The organism is Gordonia amarae NBRC 15530, from assembly GCF_000241345.1.
In the GTDB taxonomy this organism is placed as follows: domain Bacteria; phylum Actinomycetota; class Actinomycetes; order Mycobacteriales; family Mycobacteriaceae; genus Gordonia; species Gordonia amarae.
In genome coordinates this window covers 37361-50310 of record NZ_BAED01000043.1, presented here as the reverse complement: position 1 = coordinate 50310, position 12950 = coordinate 37361, and the positions used below count along the sequence as shown (strand labels likewise).

Sequence of the window (12950 nt, the reverse complement as noted above, 5' to 3'; positions counted from 1 at the left end):
CAGGACGAGCATGACCGATTCCGACCACCACCAGTCGTTCACGCTGACGCGGGCCATCACTCTGCTGCTGGCGGTGACGTGCGGGACGTCGGTGGCCGGCCTGTACTACGCGCAGCCGCTGCTAGTCACCATCGCCGACCATCTGAACGTCTCGTCGTCGACGGCGGGGTTCCTGGTGACGGCCTCGCAGATCGGCTACACGATCGGCTTGATGTTCCTGGTGCCGCTCGGCGACGTGATGGATCGAAGGCGGCTGATTCTCGGGATGCTGGCGGTGGCGGTCGTGACGTCGGCGGGGGCCGCGGCGTCGCCGAACTTCGCCACGCTGTGTGTGCTGCTGGTGCTCGGCGGCATCGCCTCGGCGACCGCGATGGTGGTGGTGCCGATGGCCGTCGGGCTCGCGGACCCGTCCGAACGTGGCCGGGTCACCGGCACCGTGATGGGTGGTCTGCTGCTCGGGATCCTGCTGGCACGCACGGTCAGCGGTCTGATCGCCGAGGTGGGCGGCTGGCGTACGGTCTACGTCGTCGCCGCCGTGGCCCTGGCGGTGCTGGCGGTCCTGCTCCTGCGGATCCTGCCGCCGATCGCGCCCACGGCCTCCCTGACCTATCCGAAACTGATGCGGTCGATCTTCACGATCATCGGCCGCGAATCGGTGCTACGCGGCCGGATGGCGCTCGGCTTCCTGGCGATGTGCGGATTCGCCATGATGTGGACGGCCTCGACGTTCCTGCTCGCCGAGGAGTACGGCTACTCCGACGGTGTTATCGGCCTGTTCGGCCTTGCCGGTGCCGCCGGCGCGGCCGGAGCACCCGTGATGGGCCGTCTCGCCGACGCCGGACATGCCCGCCTGAGCACCACCCTGACCTGGTCGATGGTGCTGATCGGCTGGGGTCTGCTCGCGCTGGGAATGCACAACGTGTTCGCGTTCATCGTCGGCATCCTGGTGTTCGACTTCGGGGTGCAGGCCGCGCACGTCACCAACCAGAACCGCATCTACGGCCTCAATCCCGACGAACGCAGCCGCCTCACCACCGCCTACATGGTCACGTTCTTCTTCGGCGGTGTCGCCGGTTCGGTCCTCGCATCCCTCGCCTACGACGCCGGCGGCTGGCTCCTGGTCTGCGCCATCGGTGCCGTCATCGCCGCGGCCGCCCTCGCCATCTGGGCCACGATCTGCGCCACCATCGAACGCACGACTGTCGGTCCTACCGGCTGAATGCGCCGAACCGCGCTGGCGGCACCGGGCCGGTGACGGGAATGCGGAGTGACCTCTCGTCGTTGTGTGAAGGTTGCCGACCGGGAGGAGTGCGTATGCGTGGATTCGATTTCACCTCGTGGAACGGGGTACTCACGTCGCTGCTCACCTTGACGATGGTGATGGTGATCGGTGTGGGGGCGCGGTTGCTGATCATGTTCACCGTGCAGCAGCGGCAGCAGCGGATGAACAGGCAGATCAATGAGCGGCTCAAGACGCTGATCGCGGCGTACAAGGTGCTCGGCGGATCGTTCACCGGCGATCTGGCCGTCGACCCGCGGCACCTGCGCGACATCAAGGCCGCGTCTCGTGACGCCGATGCCGATCAGACCAGTGTGGATCAGGACGCCGACATGCGAACGGGTGCGGGGTCGGACCGGGCGCGCCGGACCCGCGACACCGTGGAGGCGGCGCTGTCGGATGTGTTCCTGCTCGGCACCGAGGAGCATGTGCGCCTGGCCGAACAGGCGGCCCGCGATCTGGTGGCGGGCAGGCCGGTGTACACCGCCGAACTCGTCGCCTCGCTGCGTGACTTCATCCGCAGCGCACTCGATCTCGATCCGGTGCCCGGTGACCTGCGGATCCCGCGGCAGGGGCCGGCGCGGCCGTCGTCGTCGGGTGCGCGTGGTGGCCGCTCCGGTGGACAGGGCGGGGACCGCGACGGCAGAGGCGGCGGTATGGGTGGTGGCGGCATGGGCGGCGGAATGGGGATGGGAGTGGGTGTGGGCGGCATGGGATCGGGGCGGCATGACGAGTGAGCCATGATGAACGCCTGACTGATGACCACCCGAAAGCGATGACCACCCGAAAAGCGATGACCACTCAAAAGGCGAACAGTGTGGAGAGTGCACCCCTGAGCGCGGCTCGCCGCTGGACGATTCTCGCGGTCTGTGCGTCGGGGATGTTCATGGTCGGCCTCGACACCTCCATCGTGACCGTCGGGCTGTCTCAGATCGGTGCGGGACTACACGCCGAGCCGGACCGGTACTCGTGGGTCGTCGACTCGTACACGGTGGTGTTCGCGTCGTTCCTGATCACCTCCGGTGCCCTCGCCGACCGGTTCGGACGCAGAAGGATGCTGCTGACGGGCATGGCGATCGTCGGTGTCGCATCGTTGCTGTGTGCGCTCGCACCGTCGTTCGGGGTGCTGCTGCTCGCCCGCGTCGGCCAGGGCGTGGGTGCGTCAATGCTGACGCCGACGGCGTTGTCGATCATCGTCACCACGATGACCGACCCGGGTGAACGCGCCCGCGCGATCGGGGTGTGGGGGTCGATGTTCGGGGTGAGCCTGGCCGCCGGACCGGTGGTCGGTGGCGCGCTGATCGACGCCTTCGACTGGCGCGCCCTGTTTTGGATCAACGTGCCGTGTGTGGTGGTGGCGGTGGTGCTGATCGTGGCGCTGGTGCCCGAATCGCACGGCGGGAAGGTCCGTCGGCTCGACATCCCCGGCCAGCTGCTGCTGGTGCTGATCCTTGCCGTCACGGTGGCGCTGATCATCGAGGTGCCCGAGCTCGGCTGGACGGACCCGCTGAGCCTGGCCGGGTTCGCCGCCCTCGTCGTCCTGGTGCCGGTGTTCGTGGCCGTGGAGTCGCGCCGCGCCGAACCCGTCATCGAACCGGCGCTGTTCCGGGTGCCGGCGTTCACCGGCGCCATCGCGGGCGCGTTCGTCGTGTTCGTGGCGTTCAGCATGACGCTGCTGACCACCACGATGTACCTGCAGGACGTACGCGGCTGGACGGCGCTGGCGACCGGAACCGCAGTCCTGCCGATGGCCGCGGCCGTCATCTGTTGCGCGCCGCTGTCGGGGTATCTGGTGAGCCGGGTCGGGGCCCGGGTGCCGCTGACGATCTCCGGTGTCGCGCTCACCTGCGGCGGTCTGCTGCTGATCGGGCTGGCGCCGTCGGACAGCGTCCCGCTGCTGGTGGGTGCGTACCTGCTGGTCGGGGCGGGTGTGGGGTGCGCCAGCGCCCCGGTCACCAACACCGCGGTGAGCAGCCTGCCCACGTCCCGTTCCGGCGTGGCCGGGGCCACCACCTCCACGGCCCGTCAGGTCGGCATCTCGATCGGCATCGCCCTCGCCGGCAGTCTCGCCGCCGGCGCCACCGATTTCACTTCCGCGAGCCTGCCGGTGTGGATCATCGTCGCCGCCTGCGGCCTCGCGCTGTTCGGGATCTCCGCCGGCCTTTCCGCGCGACGGGCCACCGAGCAGCGCATTCCTTCACGTCAGTAAAGGTGACTTTCGTACTATTGACGCCACGGGGAGTGCTGCGGGGCGCCGTACAGTGGATACGTCGTTCGAGAATTGACGTGGATGGAGAAGTCGTGAACAACGGAGTGGGCAACCCTCGCCGGACAACGATCGCCGCGGTGGCCGGTGCCGCCGCCCTCGTATGCGCAGTGCCGGGCCTGGCCGGCGCCGCCACCGGCAGCCTCGATACGGGCAGCGCCGGCGGTATCTTCTCCGGCAGTGCCAATACCGCAGGGTCGGCAACCCGGGACGGCTCGCCGGAGGGTGTCGACGGCTCGCTCCGGGAGCTCCGCTGTGGTCAGCGCGCCGTGTCGCCCGGCCTGTCGGCCACCAACACCAGGCACCTGATGGGCCGCACCGGACCGATGACCTTCACCCTCACCTACAACACCGGCACGCAGGCCGACAAGATCGAGGTGTTCTACCACGGCAAGATCCGGGCCTCCACCGGTTACGTCAAGGGCGCCGGCAGCAAGAAGGTCTCGGTGCCGGCCGGAACCAACAACTACGTGACGGTCAAGGTCAGCGGTCCTGTCGGCGGCTCCTGGAACTACACCGTCGGCTGCCCTGCCTAACTCTGGACGTCAACGCCTACCGCACAACCGATTCCACCCTTTTGGGCGACAAGAATCGGGCGGTGGCGGGTGTCATCGGTCGATATGGTTGATCCGACATATCGGATTCTGAACCTGGCGGTGGCGCATGGGCAACACAACACAGAGATCTCGGCGGACGGCAGGTGTCGCATTGCTCGGCGCCGGTGCCCTGATGTTCGGGGCACCGGGCGTCGCGTCGGCCGATGGCAGTGTCAGCGTCGGCAGCGTCGACTCGGGCAGCGCCGAGGACATCGGCGGCGCGGTCCTCAACGAATTCGTACCCGGACTCGGCGACACGGTGACCGGCAGCCTCGAATCGTGGGGATCGAGCGGCCCGACGGGGTCACCCGGAGGTGGTTCCCCGAAGGTGCAGCGCTGCAACCAGCAGACCCGGTCCGGCGGGCAGGGTGTCACCACCACCAAGCACATCATGGGCCGGCGCGGTCCGTTCAGCTTCACCATCGTCTACGACACCGAGACGCAGCCCGACCGCATCCAGGTGTTCTACCAGGGGCGGCAGCTGTACAACACCGGCATGATCGGTGACCGCATCAACGAGGGCAACGGCAGCAAACGCATCCGCGTGCCGGCCGGTGGCCAGAATTTCGTGACCGTGAAGGTGACCGGCCCCGAGCAGGGCACGCACTGGAGCTACACGGTCCACTGTCCGTCCTGACCTGCCTCGATCCTCGCTGGGGACGGCCCCACGCCTGAGTCCACGCCGTCCGTCGAATGACTGCGTTCGGGCGCGATGTCGCAGTCATGTGGTTAGTTGGTGGGCGTGAGATTCTCGGGCGGGGGTGCGGTCGCGGGCACCAGGTGGAGCACCGAGCAGGTGGAGTCGGCGGCGCCCGACACCTCGTCGGTGAACGCGGGCCGCAAACTCGCCACGCCGGGTGTCTGGTCGGAAACCGGTGCCACGAGCGCGGCGCTGTGGGGCCTGTGCGCGGGCAGCGGCAAGAAGCCGTATCAGACCATCGTCGATCTGCGGGGCCCGGCGTACAAGTGTTCGTGTCCGTCACGCAAGTTCCCATGCAAGCACGCGCTGGGTCTGTTGCTGCTGTGGTCGGCCGGTCAGGTAGCCGACGCGGCCGAACCGTCCGACTTCGCGGGCGCCTGGCTCGACAGCCGCGATGCCCGCGCCGGTGCCAAGGCCGCTACCGATGCTGATGCCGTGGCCAAGCCGGGCGGGGCCGAACGTGTGAAGGCCGAGCGCGCGGCGGCCACCGCCGCCCAGCGGGCCGACCGGGTCGCCGGAGGTATCGCCGAGCTCACGATGTGGCTCGAAGATCAGGTCGCGCACGGGTTCTCGGGAATCGACAACGACCCGTACGGGCGTTTCGACCCACTTGCCGCCCGCCTCGTCGACGCCCAGGCTCCCGGTCTGGCCTCGCAGGTGCGGGAGCTGCCCGCCGTCCTCACCGGCGGTGAGCCGGGCACGTGGCCGCACCGGCTACTGATGGAGTTCGGTGCGCTGTGGGCGCTCGGGACCGCGCACCAACGACTCGCCGAACTCGACGACGACACCGCCGCCGCGGTCCGCAGGCATGTCGGTTACACCGTCGCCAAGGCCGACGTCCTGGCGCAGCCGGCCGTCGTCGACGACTGGCTGGTACTCGGTTGGCGCACTGAGGAACTCGATCGTGTCACCGCCCGCCGGTTATGGCTGTACGGGGGCGCCGCCGGACGGTACGCGCTGATCCTGGAGTATGTGCCCACCGGCGGCACCTTCCCGCCGCGGCCCCCGGTGGGGGCGGCATTCCGGGCGCCGCTGCACTACTATCCGGGTGCGCCCGCTCAGCGGGCGCTGATCGCCGACCAGGACGGACCACCGTCGGGCACGGACGGCCGCCCGTCCGCACTGCCGCCGGCGACGACAGTCTCCGTGGCCCGGGCCGCCCGCGCCCGGGACGTCGCCGCCGACCCCTGGCTGCGTTCCTCACCGGCCACGGTGCGTGGTCGGCTCGCGATCGTGAATGGTTCCGGCCCAACCGGTTACGCACTCACCGACAACAACGGCGAATCGGTGCCGCTGCGGGTGGGTGCCGAGCTGTGGCCGTCGCTGGTGGCCGGCACCCTCGGCGGTGTCGTCGACGTCGTCGGCGAACTCGACGCCGACGGACTGTTGCCGTTGGCCATCGTCGCGGACGGGCGGGTGAACGCGCTGTGATACCCCGCGAGACCACGCACTGGGACGCCACCGTGTCGGCGGCACTCGTCGGCGTCAACAACCGGCAACCGACGCGGCTCGATGCCGATCAGGTGATCGCCGATCACCTGCCGCCGGACGAACCGCTGCCCACCTCGGTGTTGCGGACTGCGGCACTGACTGCGGTGGCCCGCAACGCATCCGGGCCGCCGGCGGTGGAGGCGACCCCGATCGGCGAGGCCCCCGCCGACCATCGTCCGGAACTGTCCGACACCGCCGCACGCGCCGTGCACTACGCCCTCGAGGCCGCCGCACCACTGCGTTCCTGGGCGCTGCACCGGGTTGCCGGGTCCGGCCGCAGAGCACCCGCCGGGCTGCTCGTGCCTCTGCTGCGGGCGGCCTTGCGGGACACCGCACTGCGCGACGACGTCACCCGGATCGTCGGGCCGCGCGGTGCGTGGCTCGCCGTGCATACACCCGATATCGGCTGGGGTGGTGTTCTTCTCGGACAGCTGGGCGGTGCCGCGGGCGACGAGTCCGCGCCGGATGAGCGGCTCTGGACGCACGGCACCGTCGACCAGCGGGTGACCTACCTGACCGAACTGCGCCACCGGGAGCCGGACGAGGCACTGCGGCTCCTGGTCGACAGCTGGTCGTCGGAGACCGGTCCCGACCGGGAGAAACTGCTGCCCGTACTGGCTACCGGAGTGTCCGTGGCCGACGAGCCGTTCCTCGAACAGTGCCTGGCCGATCGTCGCAAGAAGGTACGGACCGTGGCGCAGAATCTACTCGCCCAGATCCCCGAATCGGCTCTGCAGCAACGACTCCAAGTGCTCACGGCACCCCATGTGCGACTCGGTCGCAGCCTGCTGCGCGCCAGCTTGCAGCTCACCACCCCGAGCGGTGAGGAGCTCGTCGCCGCGGACGCCGCACGCGACGGCATCTCCTCAACAGCGCTCGGCGGCGGTACCAATCCGGCGGGGTGGGTCACGGCGCAACTCCTGCGTCGCATCACACTGACGTTCTGGGAGGCCCGGCTCGGCGCGGCACCGGAGAAGATCGTCGGCGCCGTATCCCGCGACGACGCCGGTCAGGTGATTCCCGCGCTGTCGGAAGCAGCTGTGGCCCAGAGGGATACCCGATGGGCGACGGCGCTGCTGAACCATCCGCTCGCACCGCCCGAGCTGTTCGGTGTCGCCGATCCCACCCGCATCGCCGACGCGGTGATCGCAGGTCTCCGTAACGGCAACGTCGTCGGCCTTTCCTACCTGCCGACGCCGTGGCCGCCCGCTGTCGCCGCGGCGGTGTTCGACGCCGCCTGCAAAGCAAGCGTCCGGTACGGCACCCTCGAGACCGCCGCCCGCACCATGCTGACCTACCTGCCGATCGGCCTTCCGCTCGAGTTCGACTGGAGCCGGCACCGGATGGCGCTGCGCGAGGCCGCCACCGCGAACCTGTGGACCGACCAACTCGCCGTATTCGACGAAGCTTTACGTATCCGCACCGCTCTGGAGAGGGAACTGACGTGACCGACGACAATCAGCAGGCCACCAACCTGTTGCGCCCGCACGCCGAACAGCTGCACGCAGCCGAACTCGAGGCCCTCGCCCGCACCGATACCGGTGCGCGCCCACCCAACTGGCGGCTGTCGCCGTCGGCGGTGGTCACCTACCTGGTCGGCGGTACCGCCGGTGACGGCACCGTCATCACCCCCAAGTACATCGGTCCGCGCCGCATCATGGAGGTCGCGGTCGCCACCCTCGCCACCGACCGCGCCCTGCTCCTGCTGGGTGTGCCGGGAACCGCGAAAACGTGGGTTTCGGAACATCTCTCGGCGGCCATCAGCGGAACCTCAACGCTCCTCGTGCAGGGGACGGCGGGTACCCCGGAGGAGGCCATCAGGTACGGCTGGAACTATGCTCGGCTCATCGCCGAAGGCCCCAGCCGCGAAGCGCTCGTGGCCTCGCCGATCATGACGGCGATGGCCGAGGGCAAGATCGCCCGACTCGAGGAACTCACCCGCATTCCCTCCGACGTCCAGGACGCCCTCATCACGGTCCTCAGCGAAAAGACCCTGCCCGTACCGGAACTCGGTATCGAGGTGCAGGCGGCGAAGGGTTTCAGCCTCATCGCCACCGCCAACGACCGCGACCGCGGCGTCAACGAATTGTCGTCGGCGCTGCGCCGCCGGTTCAACACGGTGGTGCTGCCCCTGCCCGCCACCGCCGACGACGAGGTCCGCATCGTCACCCAGCGCGTCGAATCCCTCGGCCGCGCACTGGAACTGCCCGAGGTGCCGTCGGCCGCCGACGAGATCCGGCGCGTCGTCACCGTGTTCCGTGAACTACGCGCGGGTGTCACCGAGGACGGCCGCAACAAGGTCAAACAACCCAGCGGCACCCTGTCCACCGCCGAGGCGATCTCGGTGATCACCCACGGCATCGCCATGTCCGCCCACTTCGGCGACGGTGTTCTGCGCCCCTCCGACGTGGCAGCCGGCATCCAGGGCGCCGTGGTCAAGGATCCCGGCTCTGACACCGTGATCTGGACCGAATACCTCGAAGGCATTGTCCGCGAACGCAAGGACTGGTCCGACTTCTACCGGGCAGCACGCCGTGGACTCAACTGACGCAGGGCCGACCAGCGCCCCCGTTCCCGACGGCGGCCGTCCGGATGGATTGACTGACGCAGGGCCGACCAGCGCCCCCGTTCCCGACGGCGGCCGTCCGGATGGATTGCTTAACGCAGGGCCGACCAGCGCCCCCGTTCCCGACGGCGGCCGTCCGGATGGATTGCTTAACGCAGGGCCGACCAGCGCCCCCGTTCCCGACGGCTGTCCGGATGGGTTGACTGACGCAGGGCCGATCAGCGCCCCGGGGCCGGGTACCTACGTGCTGGGCATCCGGCACCACGGTCCGGGATCGGCCCGCGCCGTGGCCGCCGAGCTCGACCGCATCGCACCCGACGCGATTCTCATCGAGGGCCCGGCCGATGCCTCCGACCTGATCGGCTCGGTTGTGGCGGAAGGAATGTCGCCGCCGGTGGCACTCCTCGGGTACGCCGCCGACGACCCGTCGTCGGCCGCCTTCTGGCCGTTCGCGGTGTTCTCGCCCGAATGGCAGGCGATGACCTGGGCCGTCCGCAACCACGTCCCCGTCGAGTTCTGCGACCTCCCCGCCGCCGTCACCCTGGCTGCCAGGGACGAAGACGCCGGTGCCACTGGAGTCGGGGACGACGTCTTGATCCCCGTGGCCGAAGCGGGTGGGGACGCGGGTACCCCCTTGATCCCTGAGGCCGAAGCCGGTGGGGACGCAGGTACCCCCTTGATCCCCGAGGCCGAAGCGACGAAGGAGCGAGGGTCACGAGGGGTCCGGCGAGACGAGAATCCTGACGCCACCACCGAAGACGAAACCACCGCCGAACACCTCGCCCGCACCGACCCCATCGCCCTCCTCGCCGAGGCCGCCGGCTACGACGACCCCGAACGCTGGTGGGACGACGTCGTCGAAACCCGTAGCGAACAAGGTATTTTCGAGGCCATCGCCGAGGCGATGACGGTACTCCGCGACGAGGTGGGTGACCACAGCCCCGACGCCGCCCGCGATGAGCGCCGCGAGGCGTACATGCGGCAGGTGCTGCGCAAGACCCTCAAACGCACCGGCGTGCACAAGGTGGCGGTGATCTGCGGCGCCTGGCACGTCCCGGCACTGCGCGGCAAACTGCCGCCCGCCACCGCCGACAGCCGGATCCTCAAGGGCATGAAAAAGACCCGCACCAGACTGGCGTGGGTGCCGTGGACGCATTCGCGGTTGTCGTTCGCGTCGGGGTACGCGGCGGGTGTGGTCTCGCCCGGTTGGTATCACCATCTGTTCACGGCCGACCCCGACACGGTGGTGGCCGGCTGGTTCACCGGTGCGGCGCAGCGCCTCCGCGCCCAGGACCTTCCGGTGTCGTCGGCGCACATCATCGAATCGGTCAGGCTCGCACAGACTCTCGCGACGATGCGGGGCAGACAGCTGGCCGGTCTGGCCGAACTCGATGAGGCCACGCTGGCGGTGCTGTGCGAAGGGGACCGGACCCTGGCCGACCTGGTGCACCGCGAGGTGGTGATGGGGGAGCGGCTCGGCTCGGTGCCGGAGGATTCACCCGTCGTACCGTTGCAGGCGGATCTGACGTCGACGGTGAAGTCGTTGCGGCTCAAGCAGAGTCCGGCGGCCAAGGAGGTCGTGCTCGATCTGCGCAAACCGAATGACCTCGCCAAATCCATCCTGCTGCACCGGTTGTCGGTACTCGGGATCGACTGGGGCCAACCCCTGGAGATCACGGGGACGGGCACGTTCAAGGAGGGCTGGCTGCTCACCTGGCGACCAGAACTAGTCATCGAGGTGGTCCTCGCATCGGTGTGGGGCACAACGGTTTCCGCTGCGGCAAATGCGAAGATCGGCGACCGCGCCGCGGCGGCCACCCAGCTCTCGCAGATCACCGAGCTGCTCGAACAGACCCTGCTCGCCGACGCCGCCGACGCGCTCGGTCCGGTGCTGGCGGCGCTGCACGCCCGGGCGGCCGTCGACCACGACGTCGACCAGCTGATGGCGGCGCTGCCGGCGATCGGCCGCACCCAGCGCTACGGCGATGTGCGCGGCACCGACGTCACCGCGCTCGGCGCTGTCGCCCGTTCGCTGCTGCTGCGGGTGTGCACCGGCCTGCCCGCCGCCGTCACCGGACTCAATGACGAAGCGGCCCAGAGCATTACCGAGAGGATCGGCGCGGTCCACGAGACGGTCGCGTTGCTCGCAGCGGTGAACAACACAGCGGTGAACAACACAGCGGGGGACAACACAGCGGGGGACAACACAGCGGGGCAGGGGAGCACTGACCGGCAACGCTGGTACGACGTGCTGCGTTCCATCGCCGACCGCACCGACGTCAACGGGGTGCTCGTCGGCCGCATCACCCGGCTGCTCACCGACGCCGACGTCTTCGACTCGGCCGAGGCCGCGCGCCGGCTCGGGCTGGCGCTGTCCCGCGGCGCGACACCCGTCGAGAAGGCGCGCTGGATCGAAGGTTTCCTCGGCGACTCGGGGCTGCTGCTGATCCACGACCCGGTGCTGTTGCCGATGATCGACTCGTGGCTGGCCGGTCTGGACGAAACCGCGTTCGTCGACGCGCTGCCGCTGCTGCGCCGCACCTTCGGCCCCTTCGACGCACCGGTGCGGCGGGGTATCGCCGAACAACTCGCGCGGTCCGGACCCGGCGAGCAACCGGTCGGGGTGGCCGCGGCGCACTCGCTGTTCGATCCGGAACTGGCCGGCCCGGCGGTCGCCGCACTGGCCCGGATCCTCGGAGACACACCGGTGGGGAGCACACGATGACGGAACGGGACCACACACCAGATCAGGACGCGCCGGGTGAGCGGGACCGCCGCTGGCGACTGGTCCTCGGCGCGGAGGCCGACGACGCCCTCGGCAGCCTCGGCGGCGCCGACCTCGGGATGGATCGCGCGCTGTCAGCCCTGTACGGGGTGTCGGGTGACCGGCGCGGCGGCCTCGGCAAGTCGGCGCCGTCGGTGGCGCGCTGGCTCGGCGACATCCGCAAGTATTTCCCGTCGACCGTGGTGCAGGTGATGCAGCACGACGCGGTGCACCGGCTCAACATCGCCGCGCTGCTCGCCGAACCCGAACTCCTCGAGACCGTCGAACCGAACGTCGAGATGGTCACCACCCTGATCGGGCTGGGCAAGGCGATCCCGCAGTCGTCGAAGGCGTCGGCGCGGGCACTGGTGCGCAAGGTCGTCGACGAGATCGAGCGGCGCATCGCGGAGAAGACCAGGAGCGCGGTGGGCGCCGCCCTCGACCGGGCGGCCCGCACGCACCGGCCGCGACCGGCGGACATCGACTGGAACACCACCATCGCCCGGAATCTGCGCAACTATCTGCCCGAACAGCGCACGATCGTGCCGGAGCGGATCGTCGGCTACGGCCGCCGGTCCCAGGTGGTGAGCAAGGACATCGTGCTGGCGATCGACCAGTCGGGGTCGATGGCGCAGTCGATCGTGTACTCGTCGATCTTCGGTGCCGTGTTGGCGACGATGCGGTCGGTGCGCACGTCGATGGTCGTGTTCGACACCGAGGTCGTCGACCTCACCGACAAACTCGACGATCCGGTCGACGTGCTGTTCGGGACGGCGCTGGGCGGCGGCACCGACATCAACCGGGCGGTTGCCTACTGCCAGGGCCTGATCACCCGGCCCACCGACAGCATCTTTGTGCTGATCTCCGACCTGTACGAGGGCGGGGTGCGGGAGGAACTGCTGCGCCGGGTCGCCACGATGCAGGGCGCCGGGGTACAGGTGATCGTGCTGCTCGCCCTGTCCGACGAGGGGGCGCCGTCGTTCGATCACGACATCGCCGGCGCGCTGGCCACGATGGGTATCCCGGCGTTCGCGTGCACGCCCGACGCGTTCCCCGAGCTGTTGGCGCTGGCGGTGAACCGTGGCGACATCGTCGGCTGTGCCGATGCCAACGAGCTCGCGCGCCGGGGGATGCCCAACCTGGTGGAGGCGGCGCGGGACGCGTGATCCACGTGTCGTGAACAAGTTATCCACAGAGTTGTGCACAGCTGTGGAGAAATCGAATGAGTTGTCGAATCGACCGAACGGTCTGTTGACTCGAGGTCGCTCACCAGCCCGGAAGGGGTGCT

Annotated in this window: 10 protein-coding genes; all 10 read left to right on the top strand. The window is 69.4% G+C overall.

Features of this window, described 5'->3' with window-relative positions; genetic code table 11:
* Positions 1 to 10: 10 nt before the first annotated feature.
* The 10 genes from GOAMR_RS11530 (at position 11) to GOAMR_RS11485 (ending at position 12828) form a co-directional block, all read left to right on the top strand.
* The gene (locus GOAMR_RS11530; protein ID WP_005187442.1) at positions 11 to 1219 is read left to right on the top strand and encodes an MFS transporter; all 1209 of its coding nucleotides are present in this window, start codon (positions 11 to 13) and stop codon (positions 1217 to 1219) included.
* 95 nt (positions 1220 to 1314) lie between these two features.
* Positions 1315 to 2016 carry a hypothetical protein gene (locus GOAMR_RS11525; protein WP_005187439.1) on the top strand — a complete coding sequence of 234 codons (702 nt, stop codon included), beginning with the start codon at positions 1315 to 1317 and terminating at the stop codon, positions 2014 to 2016.
* 80 nt (positions 2017 to 2096) lie between these two features.
* The gene (locus GOAMR_RS11520) at positions 2097 to 3488 is read left to right on the top strand and encodes an MFS transporter (protein WP_005187437.1); all 1392 of its coding nucleotides are present in this window, start codon (positions 2097 to 2099) and stop codon (positions 3486 to 3488) included.
* A 92-nt stretch (positions 3489 to 3580) separates the two neighbouring features.
* Positions 3581 to 4081, top strand: a complete 501-nt coding sequence (locus GOAMR_RS11515; protein WP_005187434.1) for a hypothetical protein — start codon at positions 3581 to 3583, stop codon at positions 4079 to 4081.
* A 127-nt stretch (positions 4082 to 4208) separates the two neighbouring features.
* A complete protein-coding gene (locus GOAMR_RS11510) occupies positions 4209 to 4778 on the top strand; it encodes a hypothetical protein (RefSeq protein ID WP_005187432.1) in 570 nt (189 codons plus the stop codon).
* 105 nt (positions 4779 to 4883) lie between these two features.
* On the top strand, positions 4884 to 6272 hold the full coding sequence (locus tag GOAMR_RS11505) for an SWIM zinc finger family protein (protein ID WP_040515055.1): 1389 nt from the start codon (positions 4884 to 4886) through the stop codon (positions 6270 to 6272).
* Entirely contained in the window at positions 6269 to 7780 is a 1512-nt protein-coding gene (locus GOAMR_RS11500) for a DUF5691 domain-containing protein (RefSeq protein ID WP_005187426.1), read from the top strand. Before GOAMR_RS11505 ends, GOAMR_RS11500 begins: the two co-directional genes overlap by 4 nt.
* Positions 7777 to 8880 carry an ATP-binding protein gene (locus tag GOAMR_RS11495; protein ID WP_005187423.1) on the top strand — a complete coding sequence of 368 codons (1104 nt, stop codon included), beginning with the start codon at positions 7777 to 7779 and terminating at the stop codon, positions 8878 to 8880. Before GOAMR_RS11500 ends, GOAMR_RS11495 begins: the two co-directional genes overlap by 4 nt.
* Before the next feature lie 217 nt (positions 8881 to 9097).
* Complete coding sequence (locus tag GOAMR_RS25565; RefSeq protein ID WP_005187422.1) at positions 9098 to 11623, top strand: DUF5682 family protein; 2526 nt, start codon at positions 9098 to 9100, stop codon at positions 11621 to 11623.
* Positions 11620 to 12828 (top strand): VWA domain-containing protein, encoded by a 1209-nt coding sequence (locus GOAMR_RS11485; protein ID WP_005187420.1) that lies wholly within the window; start codon positions 11620 to 11622, stop codon positions 12826 to 12828. The genes GOAMR_RS25565 and GOAMR_RS11485 overlap by 4 nt, the downstream gene beginning before the upstream one ends.
* Positions 12829 to 12950 lie beyond the last annotated feature (122 nt).

Coding starts and splice junctions, on each gene's coding strand:
- GOAMR_RS11530 (WP_005187442.1), top strand. CDS start 11: ATGACCGATTCCGACCACCACCAGTCGTTCACGCTGACGCGGGCCATC.
- GOAMR_RS11510 (WP_005187432.1), top strand. CDS start 4,209: ATGGGCAACACAACACAGAGATCTCGGCGGACGGCAGGTGTCGCATTG.
- GOAMR_RS11485 (WP_005187420.1), top strand. CDS start 11,620: ATGACGGAACGGGACCACACACCAGATCAGGACGCGCCGGGTGAGCGG.
- GOAMR_RS11525 (WP_005187439.1), top strand. CDS start 1,315: ATGCGTGGATTCGATTTCACCTCGTGGAACGGGGTACTCACGTCGCTG.